This is a genomic window from Marinobacter sp. (assembly GCF_041687235.1).
In the GTDB taxonomy this organism is placed as follows: Bacteria; Pseudomonadota; Gammaproteobacteria; order Pseudomonadales; family Oleiphilaceae; genus Marinobacter.
Window position 1 is genome coordinate 17,632 of the sequence record NZ_JAWLCH010000012.1, and the last position, 18,395, is coordinate 36,026.

General features: G+C 59.5%; 16 protein-coding genes. 10 read left to right on the top strand and 6 right to left on the bottom strand.

The features are described 5' to 3' along the window. A partial coding sequence (locus tag ACESMK_RS15205) for an aldehyde dehydrogenase family protein (protein WP_373000803.1) occupies positions 1-163 on the top strand: 163 nt, incomplete at its 5' end. A 238-nt stretch (positions 164-401) separates the two neighbouring features. After that, positions 402-2,567 carry a DNA helicase II gene (gene uvrD, locus ACESMK_RS15210; protein WP_373000565.1) on the top strand — a complete coding sequence of 722 codons (2,166 nt, stop codon included), beginning with the start codon at positions 402-404 and terminating at the stop codon, positions 2,565-2,567. Positions 2,568-2,771: 204 nt separating this feature from the next. On the opposite strand, the gene ACESMK_RS15215 is transcribed toward uvrD, so the two are convergent. From ACESMK_RS15215 to arsH, 3 genes are all read right to left on the bottom strand, one after another. Beyond that, a complete protein-coding gene (locus tag ACESMK_RS15215; protein ID WP_373000568.1) occupies positions 2,772-3,569 on the bottom strand; it encodes an undecaprenyl-diphosphate phosphatase in 798 nt (265 codons plus the stop codon). A 129-nt stretch (positions 3,570-3,698) separates the two neighbouring features. Beyond that, positions 3,699-4,769 carry an ACR3 family arsenite efflux transporter gene (gene arsB, locus ACESMK_RS15220; protein WP_373000572.1) on the bottom strand — a complete coding sequence of 357 codons (1,071 nt, stop codon included), beginning with the start codon at positions 4,767-4,769 and terminating at the stop codon, positions 3,699-3,701. A 10-nt stretch (positions 4,770-4,779) separates the two neighbouring features. Next, entirely contained in the window at positions 4,780-5,502 is a 723-nt protein-coding gene (gene arsH / locus ACESMK_RS15225) for an arsenical resistance protein ArsH (protein WP_373000576.1), read from the bottom strand. Between the two features lie 91 nt (positions 5,503-5,593). Here arsH and ACESMK_RS15230 point away from each other — a divergent pair, with 91 nt between their 5' ends. The 3 genes from ACESMK_RS15230 to arsJ are packed head-to-tail and all read left to right on the top strand — an operon-like array spanning position 5,594 to position 8,604. Beyond that, the gene (locus tag ACESMK_RS15230; RefSeq protein ID WP_373000579.1) at positions 5,594-6,358 is read left to right on the top strand and encodes a metalloregulator ArsR/SmtB family transcription factor; all 765 of its coding nucleotides are present in this window, start codon (positions 5,594-5,596) and stop codon (positions 6,356-6,358) included. Between the two features lie 46 nt (positions 6,359-6,404). Next, a complete protein-coding gene (locus ACESMK_RS15235) occupies positions 6,405-7,409 on the top strand; it encodes an ArsJ-associated glyceraldehyde-3-phosphate dehydrogenase (protein ID WP_373000581.1) in 1,005 nt (334 codons plus the stop codon). Between the two features lies 1 nt (position 7,410). Continuing rightward, positions 7,411-8,604, top strand: a complete 1,194-nt coding sequence (arsJ, locus tag ACESMK_RS15240) for an organoarsenical effux MFS transporter ArsJ (RefSeq protein ID WP_373000584.1) — start codon at positions 7,411-7,413, stop codon at positions 8,602-8,604. Between the two features lie 7 nt (positions 8,605-8,611). Here arsJ and ACESMK_RS15245 read toward each other — a convergent pair whose 3' ends face one another. Beyond that, positions 8,612-9,238, bottom strand: a complete 627-nt coding sequence (locus tag ACESMK_RS15245) for a hypothetical protein (protein ID WP_373000588.1) — start codon at positions 9,236-9,238, stop codon at positions 8,612-8,614. Positions 9,239-9,408: 170 nt separating this feature from the next. Between ACESMK_RS15245 and ACESMK_RS15250 the strand changes: the two genes are divergently transcribed. Next, complete coding sequence (locus ACESMK_RS15250) at positions 9,409-10,593, top strand: MFS transporter (RefSeq protein WP_373000591.1); 1,185 nt, start codon at positions 9,409-9,411, stop codon at positions 10,591-10,593. On the opposite strand, the gene ACESMK_RS15255 is transcribed toward ACESMK_RS15250, so the two are convergent. Next, positions 10,588-10,824: a thioredoxin family protein gene (locus ACESMK_RS15255; RefSeq protein ID WP_373000594.1), complete on the bottom strand. Its 237-nt coding sequence runs from the start codon at positions 10,822-10,824 to the stop codon at positions 10,588-10,590. The two genes, ACESMK_RS15250 and ACESMK_RS15255, sit on opposite strands and share 6 nt — an antisense overlap. Positions 10,825-10,862: 38 nt before the next feature. Beyond that, a complete protein-coding gene (locus tag ACESMK_RS15260) occupies positions 10,863-11,879 on the bottom strand; it encodes a permease (RefSeq protein ID WP_373000597.1) in 1,017 nt (338 codons plus the stop codon). A gap of 167 nt (positions 11,880-12,046) precedes the next feature. Between ACESMK_RS15260 and ACESMK_RS15265 the strand changes: the two genes are divergently transcribed. The 4 genes from ACESMK_RS15265 (at position 12,047) to ACESMK_RS15280 (ending at position 18,392) form a co-directional block, all read left to right on the top strand. Further along, on the top strand, positions 12,047-12,586 hold the full coding sequence (locus tag ACESMK_RS15265) for a sigma-70 family RNA polymerase sigma factor (RefSeq protein WP_373000600.1): 540 nt from the start codon (positions 12,047-12,049) through the stop codon (positions 12,584-12,586). Then, complete coding sequence (locus ACESMK_RS15270; protein WP_373000603.1) at positions 12,564-13,703, top strand: DUF3524 domain-containing protein; 1,140 nt, start codon at positions 12,564-12,566, stop codon at positions 13,701-13,703. The genes ACESMK_RS15265 and ACESMK_RS15270 overlap by 23 nt, the downstream gene beginning before the upstream one ends. A gap of 110 nt (positions 13,704-13,813) precedes the next feature. Continuing rightward, positions 13,814-17,407, top strand: coding sequence for a pyruvate:ferredoxin (flavodoxin) oxidoreductase (gene nifJ / locus ACESMK_RS15275; RefSeq protein ID WP_373000606.1), 3,594 nt, complete (start codon positions 13,814-13,816; stop codon positions 17,405-17,407). Then, a complete protein-coding gene (locus ACESMK_RS15280) occupies positions 17,400-18,392 on the top strand; it encodes a dihydroorotate dehydrogenase-like protein (protein ID WP_373000609.1) in 993 nt (330 codons plus the stop codon). Before nifJ ends, ACESMK_RS15280 begins: the two co-directional genes overlap by 8 nt. Positions 18,393-18,395: the final 3 nt, after the last annotated feature.

Sequence of the window (18,395 nt, forward strand, 5' to 3'; positions counted from 1 at the left end):
TGCCGCCGGCCTGCGTTTCGGCCACTGCGGCTGGAACACCGGCACCGGCCCGACCCCGGAAGCGCCGTTTGGTGGCATGAAGGCTTCTGGTATTGGCCGTGAAGGCGGCCTGGAAGGTCTGTTCGAGTTTGTGGAAGCTCAGACAGTGCCAAGAGGCTTTTGAGAGAAGCTATCTCCAAAGCGAGATAAGCGCGGGGGCGGGCCTCTGTTCAGGACTGTCTGTGGCCAGGGACGGCCACAGCCAAGCGCACATGGATGTGCTCGTAGCGTGTCCTGAATAGAGGCCCGCCCTCGTGCTTTTCCCCTCAAAAAGAGGGCTAACCCAAGCCCAAAAGAAATCCCGCTTTTCTCCTGTTATACTCTTCGACCTGTTTATTTAACCAGTAGCGAACCGATTCTTTATGGACGTCTCCCACATCATCGATCCCCTGAACGATGCCCAGCGTGAAGCTGTTACCGCTCAGAACGATCACCTTTTGGTTCTGGCCGGCGCCGGAAGTGGCAAAACCCGTGTTCTGGTGCACAGGATTGCCTGGTTGATGACCGTGGATCGGGTGCCGCCGACGGGTATCCTGGCGGTGACCTTTACCAACAAGGCCGCCAAGGAAATGCGTTATCGCATCGAGCAGATGATGCAGATTCCTGCCCGTGGGCTCTGGTTCGGCACCTTTCATGGCATCGCCCATCGGCTGCTGCGTTCGCACTGGAAAGACGCCGGTCTGCCGGAGAACTTCCAGGTATTGGACAGTGACGACCAGCTGCGGCTGATCAAGCGGGTGATGCGGGAAAACCAGATCGACGAGAGCAAGTGGCCGCCGAAACAGGCCCAGTGGTTTATCAACAGCCAGAAGGACGAAGGGCTGCGGGCAGATCACATCCAGGAGAATCCGGGCGATCATTTCCTGTCGATCATGCTGAAGGTCTATCGTCAGTATGAAAAGCTCTGTCAGCAAGGTGGTCTGGTGGATTTTGGCGAGCTGCTGCTGCGTTCCCACGAACTCTGGCTGCATCGGCCCGAGCTTCTGGCCCATTACCAGAGCCGGTTCCAGCATATCCTGGTGGACGAGTTCCAGGACACCAACACCATTCAATATGCCTGGCTGCAGGTGCTGGCCAGCAATCGCGTGCCAATGACGGTGGTGGGGGACGACGATCAGTCTATCTACGGCTGGCGGGGTGCCAAGGTTGAGAACATCCAGCAGTACCAGCGGGATTTCCCCAATGCCCGGTTGGTGCGCCTGGAGCAGAACTACCGCTCAACCCAGATGATCCTGAAAGCGGCGAACGCGGTGATCGCCAACAACCAGGGCCGGCTGGGCAAGGAACTCTGGACGGACGGCCCGGAAGGTGAACCGATCAGCCTCTACGCGGCGTTCAACGAGCAGGACGAAGCCAACTACATCGCCGATAGCATCTCCGCATGGGTGCAGGATGGCAACCTGCGCAGCGAATCCGCCATTCTTTACCGCTCCAACGCCCAGTCCCGGGTGCTGGAAGAATCCCTGATGCGCCAGGGCATTCCTTACCGGGTGTACGGTGGCCTGCGCTTCTATGATCGTCAGGAGATCCGTAACGCATTGGCGTACCTGCGTCTGGTCCAGTATCGCCGCGATGACGCAGCCTTTGAGCGGGTGGTGAACGTGCCGCCCCGGGGCATCGGCGCCAAGAGCCTGGCCGAGCTTCGGGAATACGCGACCGAGCAGAGCATCTCATTGTGGGAATCCGCCGAGCGTTTGCTGGAAGCCGGGCAGGTTAAAGGCCGGGCCAAAACCGGACTGCAGTCGTTTATCGCCATCATTGAAGGCCTTTCCGAAATGGTAGGCGATGCGTCGCTGCAGGGCCTGATGAAACAGACCATCGAAAACAGTGGTCTGAAAGATTACCACGCCAGTGAAAAAGGCGAGAAAGGCCAGGCCCGGGTGGAAAACCTTGAAGAACTGGTCAATGCCCTGTCTGACTATGAAGTGGAGGATGGCGTCGATCCGCTGGCGGAATTCATTGCCCAGGCGGCCCTGGATGCCGGCGAGTCCCAGGCGGAAGACCATGAAGACAGCGTTCAGTTGATGACCTTGCACTCCGCCAAGGGTCTGGAGTTCCCGTTGGTGTTCCTGGCCGGTGTGGAAGAGGGGCTGTTCCCCCATGGCATGTCTCTGGAAGAGCCTGGCCGCATGGAAGAGGAGCGCCGTCTGGCCTACGTGGGCATAACCCGGGCCATGAAAAAGCTGGTGCTTACTTACGCCGAATCCCGCCGTTTGTACGGTCAGGAAAAGTTCAATGCGTTGTCACGGTTTGTCCGGGAGATTCCGGGCGATTGCCTGCAGGAAGTGCGGCTACGCAATACGGTAACCCGCCCCGCTATGGTGGCGCGTCCGAATGAGAGCATGTTCAGCCAGGATTCGGCGCAGCAATCGGGGTTCAGCCTGGGGCAGCGGGTGCGTCATCCCAAGTTTGGCGAGGGCATCGTGATGAATTCCGAGGGGAGCGGGCACCATACTCGGGTGCAGGTGAACTTTGATGAGGGTGCCAAGTGGTTGGTTCTGGCTTATGCGCCTCTGGAGGCCTGTTAGATTCCGCGCGGTTATGACGTGGCTTGAGTTTTTGGAGTTATGCCCAGGGACGGGTAGCGCTCTCCAAAACACGCTCCTTGCGGCACATCCCTGTGACGCTTGGGCTCCGCCATCCATGGCTCCGCACAGTTTTGGACAGCGCTACCCGTCCCTGTGCGTCTGAAAATTCGTGGCGTTCCGCGCGTCGATCTGGCGTCAGCGGTCTTACATCAAAACCGCGTAAATCACACCCGCCAGAACAATCCTGTAAACCACATACGGCCACATCCCCACCTTGTTCAGCCACTTCAGGAAGAAGTGGATCGCAGTAATGGCCATCAGGAATGAGGTCACTCCACCGATCAGGAAACCATTCCAGTCGACGATCACATCCGAGGTTGCCACTTCCAGCAGTTTCACGGCCGATGCCAGCACGATGATGGGAATTGCCAACAGGAACGAGAACCGGGAGGCGGTTTCCCGGGTCATGCCGAGGAACAGGCCGGCGGTGATGGTGACGCCGGAGCGGGAGGTTCCGGGGACCAGGGCCATGGCCTGGGCGATGCCGACCAGGACGGCGTCTTTCCAGTTGAGTTTGTCGAGGGTGCGCTGGCGTTTGGGCAGCCAGTCCGCAAGGCCCAGTAGCAGGCCGAAGAACAGGGTGGTGAAGAAGATGACTTCCACCGCCCGCAGTTCGTTGTCGATCATGTCCAGCAGGGCCAGGCCGGCCAGGCCGGCAGGGATGGTGCCGATCACCAGGTACCAGGCCAGGGCCCCCTGGCCGACGATTTTGCGCTGGCCAATGGAGATCAGTCCGTCCCGGGCGATACCAAAGACATCCCGCCGGAAATAGAGCACAACCGCCAGTAAGGTTCCCACATGCACGGACAGGTCGAAACCCACGCCCTGATCGGTCCAGCCGAACACGGCCGGGGTGAGGATCAGGTGGGCGGAGCTGGAGATGGGGAGGAATTCGGTCAGTCCCTGGAGAAGGCCAAGGAATAGGGCCTGAAAAACGTCCATTGCGTGGATTCCGTCAGAGTCAGTGCGTCAGAAATGTGGCCGCGATATTAGCAGGGTGGGGGTGAGCTGAACAGCTGATGCAGGTAATGCCAGCGCCGTGATCAATGCTCGGCGCTGGCTGCCGGGGTGCTACGCGGGGAATCGATCCCGGGTCTTGTTGGCAATGCGAACAAGCACCAGCATCAGTGGCACTTCCACCAGCACACCAACCACGGTTGCCAGCGCAGCCCCCGACTGTAGACCGAACAGGGCAATAGCGGCGGCGACCGCCAGTTCGAAGAAGTTGCTGGCGCCGATCATGGCTCCGGGTGCTGCGATGCAGTGGCGTACGTTCCAGAGCCTCGCCCAGCCGTAGGCCAGGAAGAAGATCAGGAAGGTCTGCACAATCAGTGGCACGGCGATCAGTACGATATGGAGCGGGTTGTTCAGGATCACTTCGCCCTGGAAGGCGAACAGCAGCACCAGGGTGACGATCAGCGCCGCCGGGGTGACCGGGCTGAGCCGCTTCATGAACACGTCGTCATACCACTGCTGGCCGTGGCGGGAGATCAGGGCGCGACGGGTCAGGTAGCCGGCTGTCAGCGGAATCACGATGTACAGGACGACGGACAGCAGCACGGTATTCCAGGGTACCTGGATGTCGGAAATGCCCAGCAGGAACACAACAATCGGCGCGAAGGCAAACAGCATGATGATGTCGTTCAGCGATACCTGAACCAGGGTGTAGGCGGCATCGCCTTTGGTCAGGTAACTCCACACGAATACCATGGCGGTGCAGGGCGCCGCACCCAACAGGATCGCGCCGGCCAGGTACTCGCTGGCCAGTTTCGGGGCAATGAATGGCTCGAAAACCACCATGAGGAAGAACGAGGCGATGGCAAACATGGTGAAGGGCTTGATGAGCCAGTTCACGATGGTGGTGATGGCCAGGCCCTTCGGCTCTTTTCGCACCCCGACCACTGCACTGAAGTCAATCTGCGCCATCATCGGGAAAATCATCGCCCAGATCAGTATGGCGATGGGAATGGAGACCTGCGCGTATTCGAAACGGGACAGGGTTTCCGGCACCACGGGCGCAAACTGGCCCAGGGCGACGCCGGCGATGATGGCCAGAGCCACCCACACCGACAGGTACCTGCCGAACAGGTCCATGCCTTCGCCGGAGCCTTCTGCCTGACTGGTCTCGGTATTGCTGCTCATTGCCTTTCCCTCACATGGACCGCTGGTTGACGCGTTTGGACACTTCTTCGGCAGTTTCGACCCGCTCCGAGTAACGGTCGGTCAGGTAGTCGCTGCGATCCCGGATCAGCAGGGTAAACTTCACCAGCTCCTCCATGACATCGACGATTCGATTGTAATACGGGGAGGGCTTCATTCGGTCGTTATCATCAAATTCCAGAAACGCCTTGGGCACCGACGACTGATTGGGGATGGTGACCATCCGCATCCAGCGCCCCAGCACCCGCAACTGATTGACAGCATTGAATGATTGGGAGCCGCCACAGACCTGCATCACGGCCAGGGTTTTGCCCTGGGTGGGGCGCATGCCCCCGATAGACAGCGGAATCCAGTCAATCTGGGTTTTCATGATGCCGGTCATGGCACCATGACGCTCGGGTGAACACCAGACCATGCCTTCAGACCACTGGGCAAGATCACGCAATTCCTGGACTTTCGGGTGTGAGGCGTCTTCCGCGTCGGCCAATGGCAGGCCGCGGGGATTAAATACCCGGGTTTCCGCGCCCATGGCTTCAAGCAATCGGGCAGCTTCTTCAACGGCCAGTCGACTGAACGAGCGTTCCCGCAACGAACCATACAGCAACAGAATCCGTGGCGGATGTGACGAAGGTTTTGCCTTGAATAGCTGGTCCGCTGTTGGAGCGCTGAACAATTCCGGATCGACGTTGGGGAGGTCCTGGTCCTGGGTGCTCATTTTTTTGCCGGATTCCTTTACTCGTGGAGAGGTTGAATCTATTATGCATAAAAATAGATATTCATTAAAGCGAATATATGGAAGGTCGGATATGAAGCGCCGCGTTTTGTTCGTTTGTACCGCCAACAGTGCCCGCTCCCTGATGGCAGAAGCCTTGCTCCGGAACATGGCCGGAGACCGGTTTGAAGTGGCCAGCGCCGGTACCGAGCCAACCAGCCCCCACCCGATGGCACTGCAGGTCCTTGAGGAAGCCGGCATCGCCACTGAGGGCTTGCACAGCAAACAGCTGGCGGATGTTCAGGGGCAATACTGGGATTACGTGATCACCCTTTGCGAGAAAGCGGCCAGTGAGTGCGGTACGGTCTGCCAGCCAGCCCAGCAGATTGCCTGGGATTTTCCAGATCCGGTACCGGCAAACCGCCACGCCACCTTTGCCCTCACTCTCAAGGAAATCAGGGAGCGCATCGCCCTCTTTGCACTGGTGCATCAGAAAGAAACCGGGCCGAAGCCGGCCAGTTACGACCCGGTGGCGGTGTTCAAGGCGCTGGCTGACGACTTCCGCCTGTCGGCGCTGTTACTTATCCGCAGCCAGGAACAACTCTGCGTCTGCGAGCTTACCGAGGCATTTGAGGCACCCCAGCCAAAGGTCAGTCGGCATTTGGCCATTTTGCGGGATGCTGGCCTTCTGGCAACGGACCGACGGGGCCAATGGATCTACTATTCCCTGAATCCGGAGATTCCACAGTGGCTAGGCCGGGTGCTGGATGAAACCGCCAGTCATAACGCCCGATTGATAGAGAACCCGCTTGCACGGTTGCAGGCCATGGCAGACCGCCCGTCTGTCCAATGCCTGTAATACACCCGTTGTTTAATGTAAGGAACAGAGTCATCAGGAGCAAGGCATGACCAAGATCAAGGTAGGCATCAACGGATTTGGCCGCATCGGCCGGTTGGCGCTGCGGGCAGCGTGGGGTTGGCCCGAGCTGGAATTTGTCGCCATCAACGATCCGGGAACAGACGCGGGGAGTCTCGCGCATTTGTTGAACTTTGACAGTATTCATGGCCGCTGGAGCCATGAAGCCCGGGCAGACGGCGACGACATGGTGATTGACGGCCAGCGCCTGCGTGTGACCCGCAACCGGGCTATCTCGGACACCGATTGGTCCGGCTGTGACCTGGTGATCGAGGCCAGCGGTGTGAACAAGAAAGTGGAGGTGCTTCAGGCCTATCTGGATCAAGGCGTCAAGCGGGTGGTGGTCTCCGCCCCGGTCAAGGAAGCCGGTGCGAAAAACATCGTGGTTGGCGTCAATGACGATATTTTCGACCCGGCCAACGACCGTATTGTTACCGCTGCCTCCTGCACCACCAACTGCCTGGCGCCGGTGGTGAAGGTGATTCATGAAAAACTGGGCATCAAACACGGTTCTATCACCACCATTCACAGCCTGACCAATACCCAGACCATTATTGATGCGCCCCACAAGGATCTGCGCCGGGCGAGAGCTTGCGGCAGTTCACTGATACCCACCAGCACCGGTTCTGCGACGGCGATTATCGAGATATTTCCGGAACTGAAAGGGCGGCTGGATGGCCACGCCGTGCGCGTGCCGCTAACCAATGCGTCGCTGACTGACTGCGTGTTCGAAGTCGAAACGGCCACAGACAGAGACACCGTAAACCAGTTGTTGAAAGAGGCCGCCGAGGGTGAACTGAAGGGTATTCTGGGCTACGAAGAGCGCCCACTGGTGTCCATCGACTACAAGACCGACCCGCGTTCCTCCATTGTTGATGCCCTGTCCACCCTGGTGGTCAACGGCACCCAGGTGAAAATCTACGCCTGGTACGACAACGAATGGGGCTACGCCAACCGCACCGCGGAGCTGGCGCGCAGGGTAGGTTCTGCCTGATATGACCGCCGCCATCCGACAGTACCTGGTGATCACCGGCAACTACTGGGCCTTTACCCTGACGGACGGTGCCCTGCGGATGCTGGTGGTGCTGCATTTCCACCAGCTGGGTTACTCGCCCCTGGAAATTGCCCTGCTGTTCATCTTCTACGAGTTCTTCGGGGTGGTGACCAATCTAGTGGGCGGGTACCTGGGTGCCCGCATGGGCTTGAACCGCACCATGAACATCGGGCTGTTCCTGCAGATTGTGGCGCTGGCCATGCTGGCGGTGCCGGCGGCGATGCTCACGGTGCCCTGGGTGATGGCGGCGCAAGCATTGTCCGGCATTGCCAAGGACCTGAACAAGATGTCCGCCAAGAGCGGCATCAAGCTGCTGGTGCCCGATGAGCAGCAGGGCACCCTGTACAAGTGGGTAGCGATTCTCACCGGCTCCAAAAACACTCTCAAGGGTGTCGGCTTCTTCCTTGGTGGTGTGTTGCTGATGGCAGCCGGCTTTACGGGTGCGGTCATCATCATGGCAGTGGCTCTGGGGCTGGTCTGGCTGGCCAGCCTGTTCCTGCTGGGGCAGGACCTGGGCAAGAGCAAGGCAAAGCCCAAGTTCAGCGAGATTCTTTCCAAGAGCCGGGCTATCAACGTCCTCTCCGCGGCACGCATGTTTTTGTTCGGGGCCCGGGATGTGTGGTTTGTGGTGGCTTTGCCCGTGTACCTGCACACGGTCTTCGGCTGGGACTTCTGGAAAGTAGGCGGTTTTATGGCCACCTGGATTATCGGCTATGGCTTTATCCAGACCATTGCACCGCGCATCACCGGAAAGATGGAGGGCAAACAACCGGCGGTGCTCTGGGCGGCCGCCCTGGCGCTGGTTCCTGCCGCCATTGCCATTGGCCTGACGGCGGGCTGGTCACCGCAGATCGTGATTGTTGGTGGGTTACTCTTATTTGGCGTGCTGTTTGCCGTCAACTCGTCCCTGCACAGCTATCTCATCGTCAGCTATGCCCGTGGTGACGGGGTTTCCCTCGATGTCGGCTTCTATTACATGTCGAATGCCGCTGGCCGGCTGCTGGGAACGATTCTTTCCGGGTGGGTGTATCAGGCCTGGGGGCTGGAGGCCTGTCTCTGGATATCATCGGGTTTGGTGGCCATGGCAGCATTACTGTCGGTGTTGTTGCCCGAGCGGCGACCGGTGGTGGCTTGAGTTGGGGTCAGAAACGAATGACCAACCCGGCAGCTGCTTCCACCTGCAAGTAGCCACTGCTGTCGAACCTGAGCTCGCATCCGCCGGAGCAGAACACTGAACCTCCCGAGTTAAGGGCGGTGTAAACGCCGCGAAGATCCAGCCTCAGGCGTAGTTGTTCAGTCAGGAAAAACTGATACCCGCCACCCAGGGACAGGGCCGCCCGGTGGTGGGTTTCGTATTTGGAATCGTCCGGCTCCAGCCGGGTAACCCCGAACACACCAGAGACAAACCCGCCGTGATTTTGCCCGCCCGGGAAATACAGCCCGCCGAACTGGAGTTGGTAGATCGTCAGGTCGATGGAATCCACGCCCGGTGCGAACAGGCCATTGTCCAGTCGGGCCGAAGTGCTCTGCCGACCGAAATAGAGTTCTCCCTGTTTGCCGGGCTCTGCCAGATCAAAATTGAACGCCAGGCCCTGGCTGGCGGAATCCCGGAAGTCGATCTGGTCTGACGTGCTGGCGCCGGCGGTCTCGATATCCACCGAACTGCTCATGCGAAAACCTGCAAACGGCGCCAGGCTCACGTCCGCCGCCCCGGGAGTCGGTGTCAGGCTCAATGCGAGTAGCGCTGCTATGGGAATTCGGGGATTCATACAGTTGCTCCGATGCCTGGGTCGATGGTGGTTGGGCAGATTCCATGTAACGATACTACCATTGCGGGTCACCAGGCCTTGCCAATGATCCACAGGCACCAAAGTAGCATGGGCGAAACAGCCCCCGTGAAGCTACGCTTGGTCCATCGCTCGCATAAAAGACAACAAGAATGATCGACCTGCTAAGACGCTATCCCCTTCCTGTCATTGTTCTGGCCCAACTATTCGGCACCTCGCTCTGGTTCAGTATCAACGGTGTCTGGCTGTCGCTGTCCGCGGAACTGGGGCTGACGGAAACCGATCTGGGCCGGCTGACCCTAGCGGTACAGGCGGGGTTTATCGCCGGTACCCTGACCATCGCCGTGACCGGTCTGGCGGACCGCTTTGGCGCCAGCCGGATTTTTGCGCTCTCAAGCCTGCTGGGTGCCCTGGTTAATGGCGGGTTTGTTTTTGCCGCAGGTGCACCGCCACTGGATTTCCTCCTGCGATTCGCCACCGGTCTGTGTCTTGCTGGCATATACCCCCTGGGCATGAAAATGGTGATCGCCTGGACCCCCAAATACGCCGGCGCGGCACTGGCCTGGCTGGTAGGCATGCTTACCCTTGGCACCGCCCTGCCACACCTGATGCGAGGCGCAACGCTCGGTATGCCCTGGGCGTGGCCGCTGATGGCGGCGTCCTGCCTGGCACTGGCCGGAGGTTTGCTGGTGTTTCTGCTGGGCGACGGGCCGCATCTGCCGAAAAGCAGCGGCCGGCTGCCCCTCAGCCAGGGGATGGCAGCCCTGCGTATCCCGAGATTCCGGGCGGTGGCCGGTGGCTACTTCGGCCATATGTGGGAACTCTATGCCTTCTGGACACTGACGCCCCTGTTGATCGGCCGGGAACTGCAGCGTCTGGGGCAGGGTGATGCACTGGTTCCCTGGTTGTCGTTCGCAGTGATTGGTATCGGTGCTGCCGGCTGTGTTGGCGGCGGCCGGCTCAGTCGAACCCTGGGCAGCGAATGGGTGGCCCGGCGGGCATTGATCGTGTCGGGCACCATCTGTCTGTTATATCCCTGGCTGAGTGGTTTATCCCCGGTGTTTCTGATGGCGTTGCTGCTGGTGTGGGGTGTTGCAGTGATCGCGGATTCGCCGCAGTTCTCGGCACTGGCCGCCGAGACGGCGCCCCGTGAGTCCGTGGGATCCTCGTTGGCGGTCATGAATGCCGTAGGATTTGGCCTGACATTACCGGCCATCTGGCTCACCAGCGGCCTGTGGGGGCAGCTGGGAGTCTGGGTAGTGCTGCTTTTGGTTCCCGGCCCAGTTCTGGGTTTGTGGTCCCTGGGAAGAAAGCCGTCTACACCGGCAAGCTCATGATTCCAGCCAGCTGACGATCTCGTCCCGCCCGGGAATGGAGCCGCTGTGCACCACCTTGCCGTCAATAGCTACGGCGGGCGTGGACATGACCTGATATTCCATGATTTTGGCCGGATCGGTGACTTTTTCGACGGTTACGGTTTGTCCCAGGTCGTTTGCCACTCGCTCGATCGTTTCAGCCGTTGTAACGCATTTCTTGCAGCCGGTTCCGAGAACTTCAAAGGTTTTCATGGGTTTTCTCCTGATAATGGTTAACGGTAAACCTGCCCTCAGGTCGTGGCAAACAGCCACGGCCCTATGGCATTGATAACCCAGCCGACCACCATAAAGTTAGCCAGCAGGATGATGAAAATCAGCGCAAGCAGGCGGAATGTCATCACCTGCTTGAGCATGATGAATTCCGGGAAGCTGGCCGCTACAGTGCTCATGCAGAAGGCCAGGGTGGTGCCCACGGGCAGCCCCTTGACGATCAGGCTCTCCATCACCGGAATGACGCCGGTGGCGTTGGAGTAGAGTGGCAAACCGGCGAAAACAGCGGCCGGCACGCTCCACCACTGGCCGGAGCCGAGGTTGTCGGCAAACCAGCCATCGGGTACGAAGCCGTGCAGGGCCGCGCCAAGGCCAACGCCGATCAGTACCCACTTCCAGATTCGCCCAACGATTTCCCGAAGTTCCTCTTTGGCGAATTGATGGCGCTCGGCAAAGGTCATCTTTCGGGATTCAGGTAGTTCCGGGTTTTCAGGCTGTTCATGGGCCTCCTTTGCGGCCTTCTGATAGGCTTTGGCGGCGAAGTCCTTCAGCCAGCGCTCGCCTTTCAGACTGTCGAGTATCATGCCGCCGACGATGCCGACCATCATGCCGATCACCACATAGGCGAGGGTGAATTTCCAGCCAAGCAGGCTCCAGAGCATGATCACCGCAACCTCATTGATGATCGGTGATGTGAACAGGAATGCCATGGTGATGCCCAGCGGAATCCCGGCGCTGGTAAAGCCCAGAAACAGCGGAATGCTGGAGCAGGAACAGAACGGTGTGATTGCACCGAAGCCAGAGCCGAAGACATAGCCGGCAAGCCGGTTCTTGCTCTGGATATAGGCACGCACTCGCTCGAGGTCCAGGGCGGCGCGGGCAAGTGCAATGATGTAAATCATCACCACCAGCAGGAACAGAATCTTGGTGGTGTCCTCAATGAAAAAATGAACGGACGTGCCTATCTTTGTGGCCGGATCCAGGCCAAGAAGGCTATAGGTCAGCCAGGTGGCAAAATCAGAAAAGTAATCGAGCATTGCCGTTTTGCGCCTCTGTTAATGAAACCTGATAACCTGAAGACGAATAACCGGCCGAAAGGATACTTTTGATTTGTCCGGCAATGGTGTTTCAAAATCTGAATGTCGGTGGTTGGCTGCTGTCTAAACCCTGGGCACTGAAAAACTGCAGAGGAGGAGTGCTGAAAATGGCATTTGAGTGCGTTTTGCAAGCCTGGCATAACCATCAGGCAGAACTGCGCCATTTTCTGCTCGGCCAGTTGGGCGAGCCCGCATTGAGTGACGATATGCTTCAGGAGGTGTTTCTCAAGGCAATGCGCGAGGGGCGCTCCTTTTGCGAGCTGGACAATCCCCGGAGCTGGCTGTTCCGGGTCGCCAGGAATGCGTTAACGGACCGTTATCGTTTGCAAAAGCACTGGGTGCCGGTGCCTGAGTATTTGCCCGATCATCCCGGCGATGCGGTGGATCCGGTGGCGGAGCTGGACGTTTGTATCCGGGGGGCATTGCCCGAGCTCTCGGACGAAGATCGAGAGATTCTCGAAGCCTGCGATCTGGGGCCGTTTTCCCAGGAAGAATTTGCCTGCAAAGAAGCCATCTCACTGCCCGCCGCCAAAGCGCGCATTCGTCGTGCCAGGCAACGACTGCGGGATCAGTTGGCGATCCGCTGCAAGGTTGTTCTGGATTCATCGGGCAAGGTTTGCTGCCATGCCGCCAATCGTGCGGTCTGACCGGCCACGTGGCGAAGCACCAAGAATTCTTGTGCTTTCCGGTTACGATGCTGCCAGTCACAGGCGTTGGCGCGAACAGATGATCGCCATGTTTTCGGGCTTTGAATGGCAGAGCCTGGTATTGCCGGCCAGGTTTTTCCGTTGGCGCATCCGAGGTAATCCACTGAGCTGGCTCAGCGAGCCAGTCCTACAGGAACGTTGGGATCTGATTATCGCGACATCCATGGTGGATTTGGCAACTTTGCGGGGTCTACACCCACGCCTTGCCAATACCCCCTCCCTGCTCTACATGCATGAAAACCAGTTCGCCTTTCCGGTATCCCGTGGCCAGAACACCAGTGTGGATCCGCAGATGGTCAACCTTTACAGCGCTCTGTCGGCCGATTGCGTGGTGTTCAACAGTGGCTGGAATCGGGACAGTTTTCTAGACGGCGTCGATTCTTTCTGCCAGAAACTGCCTGACAGGGTGCCCGAAGGGCTGATCGAAACTCTGCGCGATAAGTCCCGGGTGATACCGGTGCCGATTGAAGACCGGTTGTTTGCTGAGCGCCCGTCACTGGCGGACCGAAACTGTCCGCATCTGCTCTGGAACCATCGTTGGGAATACGACAAAGGGCCCGATCGTCTGCTGAATTTGCTGCAGGTGCTGGAACAGCGCTCGGTACCGTTCCGGTTGAGCCTGGTGGGCGAGCGGTTTCGCCGTTATCCGAAGGCATTTGACCGGATCCGCGAACGGTTTGATCCTTGCATCGAACACTGGGGATTCCTGGAAAGTCGTGAAGACTACGATCATCTGCTGCGCCAGGCGGATATTGTTGTCTCCACAGCACTGCATGATTTCCAGGGTCTGTCCATGCTTGAAGCCATGGCGGCCGGCTGCATGCCCCTGGCTCCGGACCGGCTTGCCTATCGGGAATACGTGCCGGAACTGTGTCGCTATGACAGCTATGAACAGGATTTGGAGCGAGAGGCGGAAGCTGCCGCCGACAGCCTTGAAGCGCTGCTGGCAAAAGGCGCGTCAGCCTGCCCGCCAGAGGCTTGGCGAGCGTCCAGGCTGGCGGTTGATTACCAGTCCCTGTTTAACGGTCTGATCAATCCCGGCTCTTGCCGGTCCTGATCCTGTTTCTTCCCCAAACCTGTCTTAGATCAAACCGGCCCCCTTGCGGTTGTCACCGTCGATACTAGACTCAAAGCTGTCTGTCGGCCTCACCACAGGGAGTCGTGGCCATGGAGTTCCATACCCTCGACGGCAATGAAGCGGTGTCCTCGGTGGCTTACCGCCTGAGCGAGACCATTGCCATCTATCCGATTACCCCCGCTTCAGTGATGGGCGAACACGCTGATGACTGGGCGGCTATGGGCAAACCCAACCTCTGGGGTCAGGTGCCCAGCGTCGTGGAAATGCAATCTGAGGCAGGCGCTGCCGGCGCCATGCATGGTGCGCTGCAGGCGGGCTCACTGGTGACTACCTTCACCGCCTCCCAGGGGTTGCTGCTGATGCTGCCCAACCTGTACAAGATTGCCGGTGAACTGTCGCCGTTCTGCATGCACATTGCCGCTCGCAGCATTGCCACTCACGCCCTGTCTATCTTCTGCGACCATTCCGATGTGATGAGTGCCCGCGGTACCGGATTTGCCCTGCTGGCTTCGGGGTCGGTTCAGGAAGCCCAGGATATGGCGGCGATCGGCCACGCGGTAACCCTGGAAAGCCGGGTACCGGTAATGCATTTCTTCGATGGGTTCCGGACCTCCCATGAGATTTCCAAGATTGCAGCGCTCAGTGACGAGGATTTGCAGGCGCTGGTATCGCACGAAGGGGTGGAAGCACATCGTAGCCGTCGGATGACGCCGGACCGGCCAGTGGTTCGCGGCACGTCCCAGAACCCGGACGCTTTCTTCCAGGCCCGGGAGGCCATCAACCCCTTTTATCAGGCCTTTCCAGAGACGCTTGAGGGCGTGATGGACCGGTTTGCCGGGATTACCGGTCGCCAATACCGGCTGTTTGATTATGTCGGCCATCCGGAGGCTGACAGGGTGGTCATCCTGATGGGCTCGGGCGCCGAATGCGCCCATGAAACGGTGGAATGGTTGATGGAGCAGGGCGAGAAGGTCGGCGTTCTCAAAGTGCGCCTGTTCCGGCCCTTTGCCACGGACCGTTTCCTGAGCGCCTTGCCTGAGACTGTAAAGCATCTGGCCGTGCTGGATCGAACCAAGGAGCCAGGGGCCCAGGGTGAGCCCCTGTTGCTGGAAGTCAGTGGCGCCTTGATGGAAGCTTACAGCCGGGGCGATCGCCAGGTGCTGCCCCGGGTGATCGGGGGCCGCTATGGTCTGTCTTCCCGGGAATTTACCCCGGCCATGATCTGCGCCATTTTCGACCAACTGAAAGCCGAAGCCCCGAAAACCCGTTTTACCGTCGGCGTGCGGGACGATATTACCCATCTGTCGCTGGACGTGGACAGCGAACTGGATATTGAGTCCCCGAAAACCCGCCGGGCCCTGTTCTTCGGTCTGGGTGCCGATGGCACTGTCAGCAGTAACAAGGCCAGTATCAAGATTTTGGGTGAGGGCACGGACCTGTTTGCCCAGGGACATTTTGTCTACGACTCAAAGAAATCCGGGGCCACGACAGTGTCCCACCTGCGGTTCGGACCGCTGCCGATCCGCTCCAGCTACCTGATCAACAGGGCCCAGTTCGTGGCCATTCATGCGCCCCAGTTCCTGGAGCGTTTTGATGTTCTGGAACACGCTGCCGAGGGAGCCACGGTGCTGCTGAATGTACCTTGGCCAAAAGAGGAGGTCTGGGACCGGTTGCCCCTTGAGATCCAGCGGGTTCTGGTCGAGCGCAAGGCTCACCTGTTTGTGATTGATGCTGCCGAGGTGGCGGAAAAAGCGGGGCTGGAGCGGCGGATCAACACGGTAATGCAGGTCTGCTTCTTCGCCCTGGCGGATATCCTGCCCCGGGATGAGGCCATTGCCCGCATCAAGGAATCCATCCGCAAAACCTGGGGCCGCCGCGGGCCGGAAGTGGTGCGCCGCAACGTGGAGGCTGTGGATTCGGCCCTGGGCAATCTGCACGAGGTACCGGTACCGGATAAGGTAACGGCAAACCGCACCCGACCACCGAGGGTGCCTGAGGATGCGCCGGACTTTGTCCAGAAAGTCACTCGCCTGATACTGGAAGGGCAGGGGGACAAACTGCCTGTCAGTGCTTTTCCGCCGGACGGTACCTGGCCCACGGGGACCAGCCAGTATGAGAAGCGAACCATCGCCCTGGAAATCCCCATCTGGGAATCCGACCTCTGTGTGCAGTGCAACTTTTGCGCAATGATCTGCCCGCACACCGCGATCACCAGCAAGGTGTTTGAGCCCGAGACGGTCAAAGGGGCGCCAGAGGCGTTCGAGGTGGTGCCGGAAACCCACACCTCGGAGCTGGAGGGGCTGGATTACCGCATTCAGGTGGCGCCGGATGATTGCACCGGCTGTGGTTTGTGCGTTGAGGTCTGCCCCGCGAAGGATCGGACCCAGCCCAAGCGGAAGGCCATCAATATGCAGCCGATTGAAGAGCACCGTGAAGTGGAGGCGGACAACCTGGCGTTCTTCCGGCAATTGCCGGATGTGCCCAGGGATCGTATTCCCCGTGATTTCAAATCCCTGCCGCTGCTGATTCCCCTGTTCGAATATTCCGGCGCCTGTGCCGGCTGCGGCGAAACCCCTTACATCCGTCTGCTGACGCAGTTGGTGGGGGACCGGCTACTGATTGCCAATGCCACCGGCTGCTCCTCGATCTACGGTGGCAATCTGCCCACCACGCCTTACACGGTTAATGCTGACGGCCGGGGGCCCACCTGGAACAATTCGCTGTTTGAAGACGCCGCGGAGCTGGGAATGGGCATGCGTCTGGGTCTGGACAAGCTTGTGGGTCGGGCCCGGCAGTTGCTGGACCAACTGCAGAGCCAGTTGCCAGAGGGGCTTTATGCCGACCTGACCGGTACCTGCACCACGGTTGATGAATCGGCTATGGCATCGCGGCGCACAGCGATTGAGCAGCTTCACCGCTGGCTGGCAGACCAGCAGGGGCCAGAGGCCCGGGAGCTCGACAGCCTGGCCGACGAGCTCTGCCCGAAAAGTGTCTGGGTGATTGGTGGGGATGGCTGGGCCTACGATATTGGCTATGGTGGTCTGGACCACGTTCTGGCTTCGGGTCAGAATGTGAAACTGCTGGTGCTGGATACCGAAGTCTATTCCAACACGGGTGGCCAGCAATCCAAGGCGACGCCCATGGGAGCCATTGCCAAGTTTGCCTCCGCTGGCAAGGCAACCCGCAAGAAGGATCTGGGCCTGCTCGCCATGAGTTATGGCCATGTCTATGTGGCCCAGATTGCCATGCAATCCCACAGCAACCACACCACCAAGGCCCTGCAGGAAGCGGAGAGTTTCGATGGCCCGGCTCTGATCATTGCCCACAGTCCCTGTATTGCCCACGGTTACGACCTGGTGCACTCCCCGGCACAGCAGAAGCGGGCGGTGGACAGCTGGGCCTGGCCGCTGTATCGGTTTGATCCCCGGCGTATCCACGAGGGGCTGCCGCCCCTGCAACTGGACTCCCTGCGCCAGAAAGTCACCATGAAGGCCTACATGCAGGAGGAAGCCCGGTTCCGGATGCTGGAGCTGAGGGATCCCCAGCGCTACGAACAGCTAGTGGCTGCGGCTTCGGAGGCGGCCAATGAACAGCGTGAGCTCTACAAGCAGCTGGCGGGGATCCACTTTGAGCCCCACGAATCGTCCGGCGCAGATAACGAGAAGGGAGAAGGTCATGACTGAGCTGGCAACCCGTTGGCTGGGACTGGAGCTCCGCTCGCCCCTGGTGGTCGGCGCCAGCCCGCTGACCGATGACCTGGACGCCCTGAAAGCCTGCGTTGATGCAGGGGCGGGTGCCGTGGTCATGCATTCGCTGTTCGAGGAGCAGTTGGTGGCGGAGCAAATGGCGGCGCATAAGTTCATTGACTCCCACATCAACATGGACGCCGAGGCCCGATCGTTTTTCCCGGAATCCGAGTTGTTCGAGATGGGATCGGACAGCTACCTGCAGCGATTGGAGCTGCTGCGACACTCACTGGGTGTGCCGGTGGTTGCCTCACTCAACGGCATCTCGACGGGGGGCTGGACCAGGCATGCACGTGAGCTGGAAGGGGCCGGCGCCCATGCCATCGAACTGAATCTCTATGACCTGGCCTCGGATCCGAAGGAAACAGCCGAAGCACTGGAACAGCGGCAACTTGCGGTTGTGAGGTCAGTGGCCGAGCAGGTGAGCATTCCGGTCAGCGTCAAGCTATCGCCTTTCTATTCGGCATTGCCGGCTTTTGTGGCAGGCATTGAAGCGGCTGGCGCCCACGGGCTGGTTTTGTTCAACCGTTTTTACCAGCCCGATATGGACCTGGACGAGCTGGAGTTGAGCCGGGAAGTGGTGCTCTCGTCCAGCGCCGAGCTGCCCTTGCGCTTGCACGCGGCGGCCATGCTGTATGGCCAGACATCACTGGAAATGGCGGTTTCGGGTGGCGTTCACAGTGGTGATGATGCGGCCAAGGCAATTCTTTCGGGCGCTTCCGCTGTGCAGGTGGTTTCCGCCCTGCTGTCGGAGGGCGCCGGCGCCCTGTCGAGGATTACCCGGGAAATGACTGGTCGGCTTTCCAGGATGGGGTACAGTTCAGTTTCCGAAGCCCGGGGCGTTTTGTCCATGGCAAACGCCCCGAACGCCCGGACCTGGGAACGATTGAATTACGCCCGCCTGCTGCATGGCTGGAAATGATGC